The organism is Streptomyces sp. NPDC051211 (assembly GCF_040689505.1).
In the GTDB taxonomy this organism is placed as follows: Bacteria; Actinomycetota; Actinomycetes; order Streptomycetales; family Streptomycetaceae; genus Streptomyces.
Map to the genome: position 1 here is coordinate 608509 of NZ_JBFBAV010000001.1, position 18480 is coordinate 626988.

The 18480-nt window shown below is 72.7% G+C and carries 16 protein-coding genes and 1 pseudogene; 10 read left to right on the forward strand and 7 right to left on the reverse strand.

The window, feature by feature from the left end; all coding sequences use genetic code 11:
- Positions 1 to 57 precede the first annotated feature (57 nt).
- The 3 genes and pseudogenes from AB0447_RS02925 to AB0447_RS02935 all read left to right on the forward strand — a co-directional run bounded on the left by AB0447_RS02925 (position 58) and on the right by AB0447_RS02935 (position 3701).
- Positions 58 to 2616: an FtsX-like permease family protein gene (locus AB0447_RS02925; RefSeq protein ID WP_366474633.1), complete on the forward strand. Its 2559-nt coding sequence runs from the start codon at positions 58 to 60 to the stop codon at positions 2614 to 2616.
- Positions 2617 to 2673: 57 nt separating this feature from the next.
- Positions 2674 to 2952: pseudogene (locus AB0447_RS02930) on the forward strand (ATP-binding protein); the annotation flags it as partial.
- Positions 2953 to 3035: 83 nt separating this feature from the next.
- Positions 3036 to 3701, forward strand: coding sequence for a ScbR family autoregulator-binding transcription factor (locus tag AB0447_RS02935; protein ID WP_366474635.1), 666 nt, complete (start codon positions 3036 to 3038; stop codon positions 3699 to 3701).
- A gap of 7 nt (positions 3702 to 3708) precedes the next feature.
- On the opposite strand, the gene AB0447_RS02940 is transcribed toward AB0447_RS02935, so the two are convergent.
- A complete protein-coding gene (locus AB0447_RS02940) occupies positions 3709 to 4344 on the reverse strand; it encodes a TetR family transcriptional regulator (RefSeq protein WP_366474636.1) in 636 nt (211 codons plus the stop codon).
- A 58-nt stretch (positions 4345 to 4402) separates the two neighbouring features.
- Positions 4403 to 5359: a DsbA family oxidoreductase gene (locus AB0447_RS02945; RefSeq protein ID WP_366474637.1), complete on the reverse strand. Its 957-nt coding sequence runs from the start codon at positions 5357 to 5359 to the stop codon at positions 4403 to 4405.
- 265 nt (positions 5360 to 5624) lie between these two features.
- Here AB0447_RS02945 and AB0447_RS02950 point away from each other — a divergent pair, with 265 nt between their 5' ends.
- Both AB0447_RS02950 and AB0447_RS02955 read left to right on the forward strand, forming a co-directional pair.
- Positions 5625 to 6845, forward strand: coding sequence for an LLM class flavin-dependent oxidoreductase (locus AB0447_RS02950; RefSeq protein ID WP_366474638.1), 1221 nt, complete (start codon positions 5625 to 5627; stop codon positions 6843 to 6845).
- A 4-nt stretch (positions 6846 to 6849) separates the two neighbouring features.
- Positions 6850 to 8067, forward strand: a complete 1218-nt coding sequence (locus AB0447_RS02955; RefSeq protein WP_366474639.1) for an acyltransferase — start codon at positions 6850 to 6852, stop codon at positions 8065 to 8067.
- Between the two features lie 155 nt (positions 8068 to 8222).
- Here the strand turns inward: AB0447_RS02955 and asnB are convergent, their stop codons facing one another.
- On the reverse strand, positions 8223 to 10070 hold the full coding sequence (gene asnB / locus AB0447_RS02960; protein ID WP_366474640.1) for an asparagine synthase (glutamine-hydrolyzing): 1848 nt from the start codon (positions 10068 to 10070) through the stop codon (positions 8223 to 8225).
- A gap of 368 nt (positions 10071 to 10438) precedes the next feature.
- On the opposite strand from asnB, the gene AB0447_RS02965 reads away from it, so the two are divergent.
- Both AB0447_RS02965 and AB0447_RS02970 read left to right on the forward strand, forming a co-directional pair.
- Entirely contained in the window at positions 10439 to 11650 is a 1212-nt protein-coding gene (locus AB0447_RS02965) for an MFS transporter (protein ID WP_366474641.1), read from the forward strand.
- A 196-nt stretch (positions 11651 to 11846) separates the two neighbouring features.
- On the forward strand, positions 11847 to 12509 hold the full coding sequence (locus AB0447_RS02970; RefSeq protein WP_366474642.1) for a response regulator transcription factor: 663 nt from the start codon (positions 11847 to 11849) through the stop codon (positions 12507 to 12509).
- Between the two features lie 110 nt (positions 12510 to 12619).
- Here AB0447_RS02970 and AB0447_RS02975 read toward each other — a convergent pair whose 3' ends face one another.
- The 4 genes from AB0447_RS02975 to AB0447_RS02990 are packed head-to-tail and all read right to left on the reverse strand — an operon-like array spanning position 12620 to position 15272.
- On the reverse strand, positions 12620 to 13420 hold the full coding sequence (locus AB0447_RS02975) for a 4'-phosphopantetheinyl transferase superfamily protein (protein ID WP_366474643.1): 801 nt from the start codon (positions 13418 to 13420) through the stop codon (positions 12620 to 12622).
- A 46-nt stretch (positions 13421 to 13466) separates the two neighbouring features.
- On the reverse strand, positions 13467 to 14345 hold the full coding sequence (locus AB0447_RS02980; protein ID WP_366474644.1) for an arylamine N-acetyltransferase: 879 nt from the start codon (positions 14343 to 14345) through the stop codon (positions 13467 to 13469).
- Positions 14338 to 14799 carry a MaoC/PaaZ C-terminal domain-containing protein gene (locus AB0447_RS02985; RefSeq protein WP_366474645.1) on the reverse strand — a complete coding sequence of 154 codons (462 nt, stop codon included), beginning with the start codon at positions 14797 to 14799 and terminating at the stop codon, positions 14338 to 14340. The genes AB0447_RS02980 and AB0447_RS02985 overlap by 8 nt, the downstream gene beginning before the upstream one ends.
- Entirely contained in the window at positions 14796 to 15272 is a 477-nt protein-coding gene (locus AB0447_RS02990; RefSeq protein WP_366474647.1) for a MaoC family dehydratase N-terminal domain-containing protein, read from the reverse strand. The genes AB0447_RS02985 and AB0447_RS02990 overlap by 4 nt, the downstream gene beginning before the upstream one ends.
- Positions 15273 to 15663: 391 nt before the next feature.
- On the opposite strand from AB0447_RS02990, the gene pdhA reads away from it, so the two are divergent.
- The 3 genes from pdhA to AB0447_RS03005 all read left to right on the forward strand — a co-directional run.
- Positions 15664 to 16758, forward strand: a complete 1095-nt coding sequence (pdhA, locus tag AB0447_RS02995) for a pyruvate dehydrogenase (acetyl-transferring) E1 component subunit alpha (protein ID WP_366474648.1) — start codon at positions 15664 to 15666, stop codon at positions 16756 to 16758.
- A 2-nt stretch (positions 16759 to 16760) separates the two neighbouring features.
- Positions 16761 to 17741 carry an alpha-ketoacid dehydrogenase subunit beta gene (locus AB0447_RS03000; RefSeq protein ID WP_366474649.1) on the forward strand — a complete coding sequence of 327 codons (981 nt, stop codon included), beginning with the start codon at positions 16761 to 16763 and terminating at the stop codon, positions 17739 to 17741.
- Positions 17742 to 17773: 32 nt separating this feature from the next.
- Positions 17774 to 18480: biotin/lipoyl-containing protein (locus AB0447_RS03005; protein ID WP_366474681.1), on the forward strand; the 707-nt coding region annotated here is incomplete at its 3' end.

The following is an 18480-nucleotide window of genomic DNA, read 5'->3' on the forward strand; positions in this document are numbered from 1 at the left end:
CACCGACCCAGCCGCCCGCTCGCATCCGCCGAGCCCGCCTCCCAGGATCCGCACCCCATGTTCCGTACTGCCCTGCGCAACGTGCTCGCGCACAAGGCCCGCTTGCTGATGACCGCGTTCGCGGTGATGCTCGGCGTCACCTTCATCAGCGGCAGCCTCGTCTACGGCGACAGCCTGAACCGGGCCGCCACCGCCAAGGCCACCGACGGCTACGAGCGCATCGCCGTGAACGTCGCGCCCGAGGCCGTCCCCGGCGGCGGCCGGCCGGCCGCCCTCGACGCCCGTACCGTGGCCACCCTGGCTGGGCTCCCCGGAGTCGCGGCCGCCGCGGGCCGGGTCGACGGCTTCGCCGCCGTCGCCGGCCGCGACGGCCGGCTGCTCGGTCACGGCCCGTCCCGCCAGGGCGGCAACTTCGCCCCGGGAGCCGACGGCACGGACCCCGCCTACCGCTTCACGCAGGGGTCCGGCCCGACCGGCGACCACACGATCGCCCTCGACGAAGCCACCGCCGCCCAGGGCGGCTACCGCGTCGGCGACACCGTGCGCGTCGGTACGAACAAGAGCGCCGGCTCCTACACGCTCAGCGGCACCTTCCGCACCGACGGGACCAAACTTCCCGCCGGGGGCAGCCTGACGCTGTTCACCGACGCCACCGCCCAGCGGCTCTTCCTCGAGCCCGGCCGCTACCGGAACATCGAGCTCACGGCCGGTCCCGGCACCGACGTGACGGAGCTCCTCGGCCGCGTCGCACCGGTGCTGCCCAAGGGAACCGGCGCGGTCACCGGGGCCCAGCTCGCCCGGATCCAGGCGAACCTCGCCACCACCGACAGCGACACCATGAGCCAGATCCTGGTGGGCTTCGCCGCGGTCGCCCTGTTCGTCGCCACCTTCCTCATCTCCAACACCTTCACCATGCTCGTCACCCGGCGCACCAGGGAGCTGGCCCTGATGCGGGCCGTCGGAGCCACGCGCGAGCAGGTGCGCCGCATCCTGCTGACCGAGTCCCTCCTCGTCGGGGTGATCGCCTCCGCGGCCGGCCTGGCCGCCGGCACCGGGGCCGCCTCCCTGCTCCAGATGCTCTTCGCGCCCGCCGGCACCACTGTCGGCGCCACCGCCGGCGCCCCGGCCGCCCCGCTGGTCCTCACCCCGGCCACCGTGGTCATCTCGATGCTGGTCGGCACCGCCCTCCCCGTGATCTCCGCATGGCTTCCGATCCGCCGGGCCATGGCCGTTCCGCCCGTCGCCGCGCTCAGCGCGGCCGAGCACACGGCGCCCGCGCGAGCCGGCTCCCTGCGCACCGGCCTCGCCACCGCGCTGACGCTCACCGGCACCGCCACCGCGGCGTACGGGGCGCTCACCTCGGGGAAGGACTCCCGGCAGGTCATCGGCATCGGCGCGGCCCTGGCCCTGACCGGGGCGATCGGCCTCATCCCGCTCCTCTCCCGGCCGTTCGTCGCCCTGCTCCGGCCGTTGCTCCGCCGCCTCCACCCGGTGCACGGCGACCTCGCCGCCCGCAACACGGTGCGCGACCCGCGCCGCACCGGCGCCACCGCCGCCGCGCTCGCCATCGCCCTCACCCTCGCCTCGGGCCTGTCCGTCCTCGGCGCCTCCGCCGCCCGGTACCTCGACCGCGCGACCACCCACGCCTTCACCGCCGACTACCTGGTGAAGCCCGCGGAGGGCGGCGAGCGGATGGACCCCGCCACCGCGGAGGCCCTCGGGAAGCTGCCCGGCGCCGCATACAGCCCGCTCAGCCAGTCCACCGGCTACCGCCTGGCCGGCACCTCCTCCGTCCTGACCGGCGTCGACCCCGCCACCATCGGCCGGCTCCTGCGGTACGACGTGGTCGAGGGCTCCCTCGACAGCCTCGCCGAGGGCCGGATCGCCGTGGCCGACTTCAAGGCCAGGGCCGCCGGCTGGCACGTCGGCCAGACCCTCCCCCTGCAACGTCATGACGACCGGCACGGCAGCGTCACCATCGGCGCCGTCTACCGGGCGGACGAACAGAGCGACCTGATGCCCAGCATCACCGCACCCGGCTCCCTCGTCGCCCGCTACGACTCCGCCCCGGCCACCCACGCGATCCTCGTCGCCACCGACGGCGGACCCGGCCGGGCCGCGCTCGCAGGCATCACCCGCGCCCTCGGCGACAACCCCGCACTGGCCGTCCTGGACCGGGCCGGCATCCGGGCCCAGGACAGCAGCGGCATCGGCGACCAGCTCAACGTCTTCTACGCCCTGCTCGGCATGGCCCTGGTGATCGCCGCGCTGGGCATCGCCAACACCCTCGCGATGTCCGTCCTCGAACGCCGCAAGGAGATCGGCACCCTGCGCGCCCTCGGCCTGGACCGCGCCGGAGTGACCCGGATGATCCGCCTGGAGGCCCTGCTCGTCGGCGCGCTCGGCGCGACGGTCGGCACGGTCATGGGCGTCTTCCTGGGCTGGGCGCTGGGACGCACCCTCCAGGAGAGCGTCGTGGGCTACGAGCTGGTCCTTCCCTGGGGACGCCTCGCCCTCGCGGTGCTGATCGCCCTGGCGGGCGCGCTCCTCGCCTCGCTCTGGCCGGCCCGCCGGGCCGCCCGAGTCGACATCCCCGCTGCAACGACCGCGCAGTAGACCATCCGAGCCGCCTTGGCGGCGCAGATAGGCTGCTCAGATACTGTCGCGCGCGATAGCCGGGAAGTGCTGCGCGCCATCGGGAGCGGCGAGCGCACGTTCACCAACATCGCCCGGGCGGCCGGCGGGATCGCCCACACGACCCTCACCAGAGCCACGGACGTCCTGACGGAGAAGCGTGTGGTCGCAGCCGAACTACCCCTCTACAAGCACCGGGCAGCAGTCACCGACGACCCCGTGCCGCTGATCGCGGTTTCCCGCAGTGGCGTCGACTGCGCCGGGCTCCAGGCAACGTACGGCCCGGAAGAACTGCTCACCGCTTGGCGCGGAAACTGAACGGCCGGACGAGGGGTTTCCGGGGCCGGGAGGGTCGGCCCTAAGATAAGGGACGATTGTTTTGTTTCTTTGGGGAGGTCCGGATGGAGAACAGACCGGCGCGACAAGCCGGGGCCGCCAAGCAGGAACGGGCGGTGCGGACCCGGGCGACGATCCTGCGGGCCGCGGCGGAGGTCTTCGACGAGGTCGGCTTCAGCGCCGCGTCGATCCGTCTGATCAGCAACCGGGCGGGTGCCACGCTGGGCGCGCTGTACTTCCACTTCTCCTCGAAGGAGGAGCTGGCCCGGGCCGTGATGCTCAGCCAGGCCGACGAGCTGGTCCTCCCCGCGGGGCCGGACGGCCTCCAGCGCCTCGTCGACATCACGGCGTACCTGGCCGAGCAGCTCCAGACGAACCCGGTGCTGCGCGGCGGCGTCCGGCTGGCCGTCGAGCAGGGCGCGTTCGGCATGCGCGAGGAACAGCCGTACCAGCAGTGGGCGGAGGTCTTCCGGGCGCAGTTGTCGGCGGCCGAGGAGGCGGGTGAACTGAACGAGAGCTGCGACGTCGACGCACTGGCCTGGCTCGTCGTGAGCACGTTCTCCGGTACGCAGCTGTTCTCGCAGATCACCACCGATCGCCAGGACCTCCCCGAGCGCGTCCACACCCTGTGGACGTACCTGCTCCCGGGCATCGCGTCCGACAAGGTGCGGGGCTCCCTCACCGTCGGCCCGCCCGGCCCCCGGGCCGCCGGCCGGGAGCCCGCGGCCTGAGGCCGGTTCAGGCGTCGGGCGGTGCCACCTCGTCCTGACGCGGCGTCCGGCCGTCCGGTACGAGCAGCACCCGCGCCATCACGGCCCACAGGCGCAGGTGCTCGTCGAGGGCGGCGGAGGCGGTGGCCGTGACCGCCCGCAACCGGAAGTGCGGGCCCGCCGACCGCACGAACAGCGCGGCCAGTGCGGCGAGCTGGTCGGGGCCGTCGGCGGCGAGCCGCCCGGCGTTCTCGCGCCAGGCGCGCTCCGCCAGCCGGCGCACCGCCGGGTGCCACTCGGCGGACCAGCTCTCCACACCCTCGGAGCCGTCCAGTTCCAGACGGGCGGCGGCGCGCACCAGCACGTCCTCGTGGAGCAGGCGGACGAGGGCCACGACGAGGGCCTCCAGCGTGTCCAGGGCCGCGCCGGGGCGCCGCAGGACCTCGTCGACTGCCGGGCGGAGCACGGCTCGTGCCCCTTCCACCACCGCATCGGCCAGTTCACCCTTCGAGGCGAAGTGAAAGGTGAGCGCGCCGGTGGACGTCCCGGCCGCACTGGTGATGCTCTTCAGGCCCGTACCCGCGTAGCCGCTGTCGGCGAACCGCGCCGCGGCGGAGCCGATGAGGGCGGTACGCGTCCTCGCCGCCCTCTCCTGTCTGGTCATCTGCTCCTCGCCGTCTCCACCGGACCCCGTACGGGCGCGCGGCCGCGCCGGCCCCGGATCAGGCGGTCGCGGCCGCCGCGAGGCGCAGGTGCGGTTCGGCCTGCTCGCCCTTGCCCCGGCGCTGAAGGGTGCGGCCGTAGAGCAGCCGGACGTAGTCGTCGTCCGGGTACTCCTCGACCAGCGCCTCCAGTTCGGCCTCGGCCCGCTTGAGCTGCGCCGAGGCGAAGTGGGCGCGCGCGGCGAGCGTGCGCACCCCGCGGTCGCCGGCGAATTCGTCGAGCAGCGGCCGCAGCAGGGTCAGCGCCCCCAGGGGGTCGCGCAGGTCCATCAGCGATTCCGCCCAGCGCATCCGGGCGACCTCGGCAGGCACCTCGGGGGTGTCGGCGCAGCCGGCCAGGAAGGCCTGGATGGCGTCCGGCGCCTGGGCGCCGGCCAGCGCCTGGTCGCCGACCACGAGGGACGGCGAGGTCTTCACCCCGCGCGCCTTGCCCTGGAGGAGCAGTTCACGGACCAGCACCTCTCCGGCATCCCCGTCGAGCAGCTCGGCGCCCTGCCGGAAGCCGGCCGCGGCCGCGACCTCGCCGAGGACCGCGCGGTCGCTGATGTCGCGGGCCTCGATGAAGTAGGCGTGCAGCACGCCCTCCATCACCTCGTTCTGCAGGGCGGCGCCGCCCTCCTCGTACGCCAGGGCGACGAGCCGGTGGGCGTCGTGGCTGCTGGCGCGCCATCCGGCGCCCCAGCGCGGCCCGAGGCCCTCGGCCGCGGCGACCGTGGAGATCCGGACCCGGTTCTCGGCCGGGGTCAGGTCGGGGGCGCAGGCGCGCACCGCCTCGTCCATCAGGGGGTCGCGCAGGGCCTCCTCCAGGGGGATGGCCCGAGCGGGAGCGGTCGGGTCGATTCGGAAGGGGCGCCAGACCACCTCGACGTCGTCGCGGCCGTCCAGGGCACGCTCCAGGCGCCGCTTGCCGATGTAAGCCCAGGCGCAGACCACGTCTGCCCAGATCTCGATTCGCATACCCTCACGCTAGACGACTATCGTCGCCTATGCAACAGGTGTCGTAGACATGGGTGACGGGTCGCATCCACCCACCGTCCTCCGTGTCCCGCCCGCGCCCAAGACCCGAACGGGCAGACCGTTCGGGCACCCCCCGAGCCGCTTCGGCTACCTGCGTTGGGGATTGTCCGGGCGTGGTGCCGTGCCGAGGGTGGTGCCGTACCGAGCGCGCACGACGCTGCCCGCTCAACGGCTTCCCCTCCCCCACCTGATCGAGGAGACACGCATGACCACGGCGACCGTCGGATTCGGCGCGTTCATTTCCCCGCTGCACCCTCCGGGCGAGGCCCCCGACCTGCAGATGTGGCGTGACCTCGACCTGATCTCGCTGCTCGACGACCTCGGTCTGGACGAGGTGTGGGTGGGAGAGCACCACTCGGGCGGCTGGGGCACCATCAGCTCGCCCGAGGTGTTCCTGGCGGCGGCCGCCGAACGCACGAAGCGGATCCGGCTGGGAACCGGCGTGGTCAGCCTTCCGTACCACCACCCGTTCCACGCCGCCTCGCGCGTCGTGCAGCTCGACCACATGACGCGGGGCCGCGTCATGTTCGGTGTCGGCTCGGGATCGTCGCCGGCGGACGCCCACATGCTGGGCATCGAGGCCACGGACACCCGCCGCATGACCGCCGAGGCGCTCGACGTCATCATGCCGCTGCTACGCGGCGAGGCGGTGACCCGTTCCGCCGACTGGTTCACCCTGCAGGACGCGCGGCTCCATCTCGCCCCGTACTCGGACGAGTTGGAGGTCGCCATCTCCAGCGCCTCCTCTCCCGTGAGCATGCGGCTCGCCGGGCGGCACGGTCTGAGCCCGCTGTCGTTCGGCGCCCCCGTGCCCGGCGCGCCGCCGATCGACCTCGCGGCCCAGTGGCGGCACGCCGAGGAGGCGGCCGGGGAAGCCGGCCGCACGATGGACCGCCGCGACTGGCGGATCGTGATGCCGGTGCACGTGGCGGAGACCACCAAGCAGGCCTACGCCGAGGTCCGCGAGGGCTTCGAGCGGTTCGCCTACGGCTACTTCAGGGACACCCTCGGCCTGCCGGTGGAGTTCCCCGGCGTGCCGTCCGGCGACGAGATCGCCGCCATGGTGGAGTCCGGGTCCGCGATCGTGGGCTCCGTGGACGACTGCGTCGAAGCCGTCCAGCGGCTCGTCGACCGGACGGGCGGGTTCGGGCGGCTGCTCGTCGCCGTGAACGACTGGGCGTCGCGCGAGCGGACCCGGAACAGCTTCGAGCTGCTCGCCCGGTACGTGGCACCGCGCTTCGACGGAAGGCTCGACAGCATCGAGGCGTCCGGGCGTTGGGTGAAGGAGAACCGGGCCGCCTTCATCGGCAAGGCCGTTCAGGCGTTCCAGCAGGCCACCGGATCGCCCGCCCCGGCCCCCGCTGCCGGCGCAGCCGTCGATGCCGCCGGCTCCGGTTCCGCCGCGACCTCCCCGGCCCGGGTGTGATCCGATGGCGACCCTGATCGAAAGCCGCCCGGCGGACGCCGGAACCTCCGTCGCTCCCTCCGGCAGACTCGACTCGCTGACCGGACTGCGCTGGTGGGCGGCGCTCCTCGTGTTCGGCGAGCACGCCGGCAAGCTCGCGCTGAGCACGGCCCCCGGCTCGGACGACCCCTCGCTCCTCGACCGGTTCCTCCACGCCGTGTTCGGCACCGGCTTCGTCGGGGTGAGCTGCTTCTTCATCCTCAGCGGATTCGTCCTCGCCTGGTCCAGGCAGCCCGGTGACACGGCGCGCAGGTTCTGGCAGCGACGGTTCGCGAAGATCTACCCGGTCTTCTTCGTCACCACCCTGCTGGCCATCGTGTGGATCGCCAGCAGCACCGGCGCCCTGCCCGGGTGGCAGCTGATCCTGACGCACCTGTTCCTGCTCCAGTCGTGGGTCCCCGACCAGTCGGTGTCCTACGGGCTCAACCCGGTGGCGTGGTCCCTCGGCTGCGAGGCCTTCTTCTACTTCTGCTTCCCCGCGCTGTACGCGGCGATGGCCAAGGCCCGGACGCTCACCCTCCGCTGGGTGGCGGCGGGCTGCGTGGCCGCCGCCTTCGTCCTGCCGTACCTGGCCGGCCGGGTGTTCACGCTGAAGGCACCGTCCGCCGGCGAGGCCATTTCCACCGAGTCCATCGGCGGACCGTTCATGTACTGGTTCGTCTACGTCTTCCCGGTGATGCGCCTGGCGGAGTTCGTCTGCGGGATCGCGCTGGCCTGCCTGGTGCGGCGCGCCGCCTGGCGGGGGCCGGGCGTGCCCGTGTCGATCGTGCTCAGCGTGGTGGCCATCTGGCTGGGCACGTACCTGCCCGAGGTGCTCCAGCGGGTGGCGGTGACCTTCGTCCCGTTCGCCCTGCTGATCGCCGCCCTGGCGCAGGCCGATGTCGCCGGTCGCTGGTCTCCGCTGCGCTCGCGGTTCATGGTGTTCCTCGGGGAGATCTCCTTCGCGCTCTACATGGTGCAGCTGATCTTCATCGTGTGGACCGGTGTCCATCTGCGGGACTGGCTGCACGACCTCGGGCTGCTCCCGTCACCGGCCGCGGCCGCCCCCATGTGGCTCGGGCTCACGGCGTTCCTGCTGTACCTCGTCGTGTGCGCGTTCTTCGCGTGGGTCCTGTACACGTACGTCGAGAAGCCGATGATGCGCGTGCTGCGGCCCCGCTCCGGCCGGCCCGCCGGCGCGTGACGCGGCGTACGGCGGTCGAGGCGCGCGGCAGCTGAGGCGAGCGGCTGCCGAGTCGCCCGGAGGCCGCGTCACCCGGAGGCCGAGCCGGCCGGCGGCAGCGAGAAGGCCCGGTACGCGGGGTACGCGTACCGGGCCTCTCCCGTGCTCCGGGCCGGTCAGTCGAGCGAGACGGAGGGGTTGTACCGCTCGATCCACGCGGCGAGCTCCAGCACCCGCTCCAGGCCGTGCCGGACGGATATGTTCATCGCGGCGGGGTCCACCGAGACGGCGGCGGTCAGCCAGTCCTCGCTGACCAGGCCGAACAGGGTGCTGTCGCGGTCCGCCGCCACCTGCTTGGCCTGCTGCTGCAGCGCCTGCTGGTAGAAGGGGTCCTGGGTCGAGGGATAGGGGCTCTTCTTCCGGTCGGCCACCGACGCCGGCAGCAGGTCCCGGACGGCCGCCCGGAGCAGGCTCTTCTCCCGGCCGTCGAAGGTCTTGAAGCTCCACGGGGTGTTGAACACGTACTCGGTGAGCCGGTGGTCGCAGAACGGCACCCGGACCTCCAGCCCCGTGGCCATGCTCATCCGGTCCTTGCGCTCCAGGAGCGAGGGCATCCACCGGGTCAGGTTGAGGTGGGTGATGCGCCGCATCCGCGCCTCCAGCCCCTCCTCGCCCGGCAGGACGGGGACTTCGGCGACGGCTTCGGCGTAGCGGTCCTGGGCGTACTCCGCCAGCCGCAGCTTCTCGCGGACCTCGGGCCGCAGCAGCTTCAGCGCCTCCTGCTCGGCGTCTCCGAAGACGGCCGTCCAGGGGAAGGTCTCGGCCTCGCGGGCCGCGGGGTGGTGGAACCAGAGGTAGCCGCCGAAGAGCTCGTCGGCGGCCTCGCCGGAGAGGGCGACGGTGGACTGCTCGCGGACGGCCCGGAACAGCAGGTACAGGGAGAGGTCCATGTCGCCGTGGGGGCCCGGGAGGTCCCGCGCGCCCACCGTGGCGCGCCGTACCCACGGGTCGGCCATGGTGCGGGAGTCCAGCACGATGTCCCGGTGGTCCGTCCCCACGTGGGCGACGACCTCGCGGATGTAGGGCGCGTCCTGGGTCTCGCGCAGATCCGTGGCGCGGAACGAGTCGGTGCTGTCCTGGAAGTCGACGGCGAAGCTCCGGACCCGCTCGCCGTTCCCTTCCCGCCGCAGGCCCCGGGCGGCCAGCGCGGTCAGTGCGCTGGAGTCCAGACCGCCCGACAGCAGGACGCAGCGGGGCACGTCCGAGATCATCTGCCGGGTGGCGATGTCCTGGAGCAGGTCCCGGACGTGCGTGATCGTCGTCGCGAGGTCGTCGGCGTGCTCGTGCGCCTCCAGCCGCCAGTAGACGCGCTCGCTGACGCCGGCGCGGCTGACCGTGACGACGGTGCCCGGGCGCATCTCCCGCATGCCCCGCCACACGGCCTGTCCGGGGGTCCGGGTGAACATGAACATCTCGCGCAGGCCGTCCGCGTCGACACGCGGCGCCACGTCGGGGTGGGCGAGGATCGCCTTCGGCTCGGAGCCGAACAGGACGCCGCCGTCGGTCGGGTAGTAGAAGAGCGGCTTCACCCCGGCCCGGTCCCGGACCAGCAGCATGCGCTCGTCACGGCCGTCCCAGATCGCGAAGGCGAACATTCCGTTGAGCTTCTCGACGAAGCCCTCGCCCCACTCCACGTAGGCCCGGAGGACGACCTCGGTGTCGCTGCGCGTCTCGAAGGCGTGGCCCCGGCCGACGAGCGCGTCCCGCAGTTCGCGGTGGTTGTAGACCTCGCCGCTGTAGGTGATGACCACCTCCCTGCCGCCCACGGTCACCGACATCGGCTGGCGTCCGCCCTCGAGGTCGATGATGGCGAGCCGGCTGTGCCCCACGGCCGCGTGCCGGGACACGTAAACGCCGTGCGCGTCCGGTCCCCGGCAGGACATCGTGGCGTTCATCGCCTCCAGTTCGCCCTGGCGACGGGTCAGATCGTCGGTGTAGGACACCCATCCGGTGATTCCACACATGGTGCGGCACCTCCTGAATTCTCTCTGTTTGCGCGCGGAACCGCTGATCCGGGGATCGTAGGACCGAGCCCGCACCGAGTCCGAGGCCTGCCGCCCTGCTCGAACGGGCAGGCCGACATGGCCACCGGAACCGTTCGTTCGTGCGGACCTCTCGGGCGTACGCGGCCGCGCAACGAGGTGCGACGCTGCTGACGGCCCCCTCCCGCCGTCCGCCCCACCCCCTCCACCCACCCCTCACCGGCACCGCACACCCAAGAACGGCAACACGTGTTGTCTAAACACCACTCGTTGGTTAACGTGGTCGCCGACGTGACCGGCAGTCGGCCCTTCACGGCCGAACCCCCCTATGCAATTGCGAGGTTGACCTCATGGGACCGTGGCTCGTACCGCTGGTGCTGGCCCTCTTCACCTTCGGCACCGCCGACTTCGTCGTCGCGGGCATCCTGCGCGAGCTGGCCGGAAGCCTGGGCACGAGCGAGTCGGCCGCCGGCCAGCTGGTGACCGTCTACTCGATCGTGTACGCGGTCTCGGCGCCGCTGGCAGCGGTCGCCACCTCCCGCGTACCGCGACGCAAGCTGGCCTGCTACGCGATGCTGCTCTTCATCGCGGGCAACGTGGTCGCCGCGACGGCCCCCTCCTACGAGGTGCTGCTCGCCTCCCGGGTGGTCACCGCGATGGCCGCAGCGGCGGTGACGCCGATGTGCTTCGGCGCCGCCGGAACGCTGCCGCCCGAGGGCCAGCGCGGCAAGGCGCTCGGTCTGCTCAGCGGCGGCATCATGCTGGCCCAGCTCGTCGGCGTGCCCCTCGGCACCTGGTTCGGCGGCATGTGGGGCTGGCAGGCGGCCTTCTGGATGTGCGTCGGACTCGGCGTGGCCGTGCTCGTCACGATGCTCGCCCTGCTGCCCGCCCTCGAACTGCCGCCCGCCATGGGGCTCCAGGAGCGGCTCGCACCCGTCACCCAGGGTCCGGTGCTGCGCGGCCTGAGCGCGATGATGCTGCTCTCCGCGGGCAGCATGATGATGATGACGTACATCGCCCCCATCAGCGACGCGGCGTCCTCGGTCGGCACCACCGGCATCGCGGCCCTCTTCGTCGCCGCGGGCCTGGCGGGCCTCGTCGCCACCCAGGTCGGCGGTACGGCGAGCGACAGGCTGGGCCCGCTGCGCACCGTGGCGACCGGCGCGGCCGTCCTGGTCGCGTCCATGGCCGGCCTGACGGCCTCCGTCCTGTGGGGCGCGGCACCGCTGTGGGTGCTGATGGCGTGCGTGATGGTGATGGCCTTCGGCATCGGCATGCTCAACCCGCCGCTCGCGGTCTGGCTGCTGAGCCGGGCCGGCTCGTCCGGCAACGAGGTGATGGCCCTCAACGCCAGCGTCATGTACCTCGGCACCTCCCTCGGCGGAGTGCTCGGCGGCACGCTCCTCGCCGTCTCCGGGCCGGGCGCCCTGCCCGTACTGGCCGTCGTGGAAACGGTGCTCGTCGTCCTGCTCATCGTGACGGCGGAGCGGCGTACGGCCGGCACCGCCCCGGCCGCCGGGGCGGCCGGGGAGCCTGTCGGGACCCCCTCCAAGGCGCACTAGCGACCCGTATCGCAGCGCCCCCCCTACGTGCCTGCCGACCGCTCCCTCGTGCGGTCGGCAGGCACTCGCGCGACTAGAGACCAACTTGAAAAGCGATCGTTTGTTTTTTATTGTTCTCGACGAGGCGGACGATGGGAGACCGGTGTCAGCGACACCGACGGGGGCCTTCGACACATCGACGACACGGGGAGACGAAGTGAGCAGTCTGCTTCACGAAGGACCGGGCATCGCCGTCGTACTGGAGGACATCGTCCAGCAGTACGGCGTGGAGGCGATGGTCCGCGCCGCGGCCGGCGACAGCCCGGTGTTCTGTTTCACCACCGGCACCGAGGCACTCGCCCAACTCGACGCCACCGCACTGGATCTGGTCGTGCTCGCCGCCGCGGAAACGGACACCGCATGGCCCGACGCGGCACTGGCGGAGCTCGGTGAGCTCGGCGTCCAACTCCTGGTCCTGGTCGACGGCTCGGACGAGAAGGAGATCGTGCACGCCTCGAAGCTCTGCGGTCAGGGCTACCTGGACCGTCAGGACCTCGACACCGCCACCCTGTCCACGGCGATCACCGATGTCCTCGCCGGCCGGCTCTACGTCTCGGCCACCCTGGCACGGACCCTGCTGGGCAGGGCCGGTCGCGGGCGCGGCAGTTCGGAGACCCGCGGGACCACGCTCACCCCGCGCGAGCTCCAGGTCCTGCAACTGCTCGCCCAGGGGCTGAGCAACAAGCAGGTGGCGCGGCGCCTCGTCATTTCGGAGCACGGCGTGAAGCGCCTGGTCAGCAACATCCTCGCCAAACTGAACTGCCCCAACCGCACCATGGCGGTCGTACGGGCGATCCAGGAAGGCCTGCTGGCCGCCTGACGCCGGCCCACCGACGTCGCACCGCTCACACCGCTCACACCGCTCACACCGCTCACACGCTCAGCCGCCACTGTGCCGCCCGGCCTGCAGGCCGGGCGGCACGGCGTATGTCAGAGCCCGGGCGCGGCGACCGCCACCGCGGCCAGATGGTCCTGCCCCGCCGGAAGGTCCCGCACCATCCAGGCGGCGGGTCCGGGGCCGGCCGCCCGGTGCCGGACGACCGCCACGGGCAGGTCGGGGCGCACCTCGACGCGCCGGAGGTCGGTCGACACCCCGACCCCGCTGGCCTTCACCACGGCTTCCTTCCTGGTCCAGCAGCGCGTGAACGCGACGGACCGTCCGCCGTCCGGCCGCGCTGCCGCGACGTACGCCTGCTCCCGCGGGCTGAGCACGGCCCGGGTGAGGCCCGGTACGTACGAGGGCCGCAGCCGTTCGATGTCGGCCCCCACCTCCGCACCCTCGGCCACCGCGCACAGCCAGTAGGCGCCCGTCCGGGACAGGCTCAGCTCCAGCGAGGTCGGCGGGTACGTGATCCGCGGCCGCCCGTGCGCGGGCGCGCCGCAGGTGGGGCAGGGGGTGCGGCCGAACACCACGGCCTCCGGCCTCGTACCGAGCAGCGGGGCGAGCCGGCGGCGCACCGCGGCGTGCGCCGCGGCGTACCTCGCCGCTCCGACCGCGGTGGGGAAGGAACGGTAGCGGGCCGTCTCCTCGGCCGACAGGACCCGCAGGTCCTCCTCCGCCGGCTCTCCGGGCAGCCGGCCGCGCCAGATCCGCAGGCGGGTCCCGGCGAGTTCGACCTCGCTCCCCCCGCCGTCCTCCGCCGCGTCCTCTGCCGCGTCCTCCGCGGTGTCCGCCGCGTCCTCTGCCGTGTCCGCCGCGTCCTCTGCCGTGTCCTCGGCTGCGAGCTCCATCACGTCTCCGGCCCCGCTCCCGCCCGCCCGCATTCCCGTTCTCCTGTCACACCGCGCCGGCCGGAGCACGCCCGGCCGCCGCCCGCAGCCGCAGCCGGAGCTCGTGGGAGCGGACGAGCCACGCCCACAGCCGGTCCCGGTCCTGCGCGTCGAGATCGTCCAGGGTCAGCCCGAAGACCTCGCGGACGGTGCCGAACCACTCGTCGGCGGTGGCGAGTTCCCGTACCGTGCGGCTGCCGTCGGCGTCGACACGGCTCAGTACGCACCCGCACAGCCCGTCCACGCCGTCCGCGTCCCTGCGGTACACCGAGGCGATCCGGACGAAAACGGAAGCGGGCGAGACGGACATCAGCCGGTGCATGGCGACGAAGTCCCGAGGACCCGCGGGCGCGGGCGAGAGGTCCATCCCGGCGAACTTGCCGTGCACGTCGTGGTCCAGCCGCCATCCGCCCGGCTCCGCGACGGACGGGGAGAGCCGGTAGGTGAAAGGACCCTGGCGGTACGCACCCGCGCGCAACGGCACCGGCTCGTACAGCGCGTCGCCCATGCCGACATCGGCGAGCCAGGTCTCACCCTCACAACGGACGGTCAGCGTCAGGTGGTTGGCGTTGGCGCCCGGAGCGGGGGTGTCCGCATCGAGCTGCACGCCACCGCGGTGCCACCGTACGTCGTACCCCAGGGCGGTCAGCAGCGTGGCGAAGGCGCCGTTGAGGTGGAAGCAGTAGCCGCCGCGACCCGACAGCACCCGCGACACGGAGTACTCCGGGTCCACGGCGGTCGGCCGGCGCAGCTGGAAGTCGAGGGTCTCGTAGGGCACCCGCTCCACGTGGGCGCGGTGCAGCGCCCGCAGGCCCTCCACACCGGGCCGCCCCGTGTGGTCGGTCCCGAGGCGGTCCAGGTAGCGGCGGACATCCGGCTCACGCACGGGTCGCTCCGTCCGTGTGACCGTCCACGGCGACCACCGCACGGCCGCGCACGACCAGGACCCCGTCCCCGCGTCGGGCCGCGAGCCGTACGTGCGCGTGCCATTCCCCGTCGGCCGTGACGACGTCGGTGACCGTTCCGGTGCAGGTCACGGCGGTGCCGACCGGTACGGGGGCGACGAACGCCGCCTTGAGGGACCGCAGCCGGGACTGCGGCGCCCACCCGGTCACCACGCGTCCCAGCAGGGCCATGGTGAACATGCCGTGGACGATCGTCCCCGGCAGTCCGGCCTCCCGTGCGGCCGCGGGGTCCAGGTGGACGGGGTTGCCGTCACCGGACGCGTGCGCGTACTGCGCCACGGTCCCGGCGGTGATCTCGGGCACCGTGAGGGCGGGCAGTTCCGTACCGGGCCGGGCCGTGAAGACGTCCAGGACCGCGGCGGCGGGCGCCGTCATGCCGCACCTCCGGTCTCGCCGCCGGTCTCGCCGCCGGTCCGTACGGCCACCAGCTGGCGCAGTACGGCTACCGGTGTCCCGTCGGCCCGGTCGACGACCGTGTGCCGGGCGACGAACTGCGTCGCGCCGCGGGCGGGCAGCGGGGGCATTTCGAAACGCGGGGAGAACACCAGCGTGTCACCGGCGCAGGCCGGGGACAGATGGCTGAACTCCTGTTCCACGTGCAGGCAGGAGGCCGGGTCCGCGCCCGCCTCCGCGAGGAGCCGGAAGACACCGCCGCGGTCGAGGTCGACGCCGAAGAGGTAGGTGGGCGGTGCCACGACATCGCGGTAACCGGCCTCCCGCGCCGTACCGGCGTCCCGGTGCACCGCCTCCGTGGCGCCGATCGCGTCGGCGAACCGGCGGATGTCCTCGCGGTCGAGGCTTACACGGTAGGGCGGCAAGGTGCCGGCCATGGTTTCGGCGATCAGCAAGGCTCCTCCGTCATCACGTGCCGTGGATTCCTGCCCCGCACAGCCGCGGCACGGCACGGCACGGCCGGGTCGGTTCACCCGCCCACTGTCACGGGGCGCCGCACGCCGCGGCAACGCCGTCCGGGGTGGCACATCGTGCCCCGCCCCGCGCCCCGAGCGGGGCGTGGCCGACCGTCCGCTGGAGTACCCCATCCAGGGCTCCCGGGGGCCCCGGGCCCGTTGGTACTCATGGAACGGCGGTGACCCCGCCGGGTCCCGGCCGGCGGACCAGGAGCCACGAGCGGACGCCGGCCGGGCCACCCGTGATGCCGCACGGCCACATGCGTACGCATGCCGGAATCCGGGGGAGCCGAGGGAGCACCGCGGACCTCCCCGACGACGAGGAGGAAATGTGAACACAGCGCCGGCACAGCCGGATGCGCCCATGGTGCAGCTGCTGACGCCCGAGGGAGAGCGCGTCCGGCACCCGGACTTCGACGTGGACCTCGACGCCGGGGAACTGCGCGGCCTGTACCGGGACATGGTGCTCACCCGCGGCTTCGACGGGGAGGCGACCGCCCTGCAGCGCCAGGGCGAGCTGGGCCTGTGGCCGTCGCTGCTGGGCCAGGAGGCCGCCCAGATCGGCTCCGGCCGGGCGCTGCGCGGGGACGACTACGTCTTCTCCACGTACCGCGAGCACGGTGTGGCCTGGTGCCGGGGGGTGTCACCCGCGGCGATGATGTCCCAGTTCCGCGGTGTGGACCACGGCGGCTGGAACCCCGGCGACACCAACTTCCACCCGTACACCATCGTCATCGGCTCGCACACGCTGCACGCGACCGGGTACGCGATGGGCATGGCCCGGGACGGGGCGGACTCCGCCGTCGTCTCCTATTTCGGTGACGGTGCCACCAGCCAGGGGGACGTCAACGAGGCGTTCACCTTTGCGGCGGTGTTCGATGCGCCCGTGGTGTTCTTCTGCCAGAACAACCAGTGGGCGATCTCCGAGCCCACCGAGCGGCAGACCCGCGTGCCGCTGTACCAGCGTGCGGCCGGCTTCGGTTTCCCGGGCGTCCGGGTGGACGGCAACGACGTGCTGGCCTGCCTGGCCGTGACGCGCTGGGCGCTGGAGCGGGCGCGTGCGGGCGAGGGTCCGACCCTGATCGAGGCGTTCACGTACCGGATGGGCGCCCACACCACCTCCGACGACCCCACGCGCTACCGCCGGGACGAGGAGCGCGAGGAGTGGGAGGCCAAGGACCCGATCCTGCGGCTGCGCCGCCATCTGGAGGCCCTGGGACACGCGGACGCGGCCTGGTTCGAGCAGATCGAGGCGGAGCGCGAGGCGCTCGGCAAGCGGGTCCGCGAAGAGGTCCGGGCCATGCCCGACCCCGACACCATGGCGATGTTCGAGAACGTCTACGCGGACGGGCACGCCCTCGTCAACGAGGAGCGGGCCCAGTTCGCCGCGTACCAGGCGTCGTTCGCGAATGGCGAGGTGAAGTGATCATGGCAGTGCAGAACCTCTCTCTCGCGAAGGCGCTCAACGAGTCGCTGCGCAAGGCCCTGGAGACGGACCCGAAGGTCCTGATCATGGGTGAGGACGTCGGCAAGCTGGGCGGTGTCTTCCGGATCACCGACGGTCTGCAGAAGGACTTCGGCGAGGAGCGGGTCATCGACACCCCGCTGGCCGAGTCGGGCATCGTGGGCACGGCGATCGGTCTGGCCCTGCGCGGGTACCGGCCGGTGGTGGAGATCCAGTTCGACGGGTTCGTGTTCCCCGCGTACGACCAGATCGTCACGCAGCTGGCGAAGATGCACGCCCGGGCGCTCGGCAAGATCAAGCTGCCGGTCGTCATCCGCATCCCCTACGGCGGCGCCATCGGCGCGGTGGAGCACCACTCCGAGTCCCCGGAGGCGCTGTTCGCGCACGTGGCAGGGCTGAAGGTGGTCTCCCCGTCGAACGCATCCGACGCGTACTGGATGCTCCAGCAGGCCATTCAGACCGATGACCCGGTGATCTTCTTCGAGCCGAAGCGGCGCTACTGGGACAAGAGCGAGGTCGACACCGAGGCGATCCCCGGCGATCTCCACAAGGCGCGCACCGTGCGCGCGGGCACCGATCTCACGCTGGCGGCCTACGGGCCGATGGTGAAGGTCTGCCTGGAGGCCGCCGCGGCCGCCGCCGAGGAGGGCAAGTCCCTCGAAGTGCTCGACCTGCGCTCGGTTTCCCCGATCGACTTCGATGCGATCCAGGCGTCCGTCGAGAAGACGGGACGGCTCGCCGTCGTGCACGAGGCCCCGGTGTTCTTCGGAGCCGGCGCGGAGATCGCTGCTCGCATCACGGAGCGGTGCTTCTACCACCTGGAGGCGCCGGTGCTGCGAGTGGGCGGTTTCCACGCCCCGTACCCGCCGGCCCGCCTGGAGGACGAGTACCTGCCGGGCCTGGACCGCGTGCTCGACGCCGTCGACCGCTCGCTGGCGTTCTGAGGAGATCCGCTGTGACGATCCGCGAATTCAAGATGCCCGACGTGGGCGAGGGCCTCACCGAGGCCGAGATCCTCAAGTGGTACGTCCAGCCGGGCGACACCGTCACCGACGGCCAGGTCGTCTGCGAGGTCGAAACCGCCAAGGCGGCCGTGGAACTGCCCATCCCGTTCGACGGCGTGGTCCACGAGCTCCGCTTCCCCGAGGGCACCACCGTCGACGTCGGCCAGGTCGCCATCACCGTCGACGTGGGCGGCGCCCCCGCGGCCGGGCCGGAGGAACGCCGGCAGCCGGTCCTGGTCGGCTACGGCGTGGCCCCGTCATCGTCCAGGCGCCGCCCGCGCATGCAGACGACCGCCGCGCCGGCCTCCGCACCGGTCGCCGGCCGGGCCAGGGAGCCGCAGTCCCGTCCGCTGGCCAAGCCTCCGGTGCGGAAGCTGGCGAAGGACCTGGGCGTGGACCTGTCGGCCGTGTTCCCGACCGGCCCGGACGGGACCGTCACCCGCGAAGACGTCCGCAAGGCGGCCGCCCCGGCGGCAATACCGCAGCAGTCCCCCGCCCAGGTTCCGGTTCCGGCTGCGGTTCCGGCCGCCATTCCGGTTGGGGCGGGTGTGCGGGAGACCCGTATCCCGGTCAAGGGGGTCCGCAAGGTCACCGCGCAGGCGATGGTCGGCTCCGCCTTCACCGCCCCGCACGTCACCGAGTTCATCACCTTCGACATCACGAAGACGATGAACCTGGT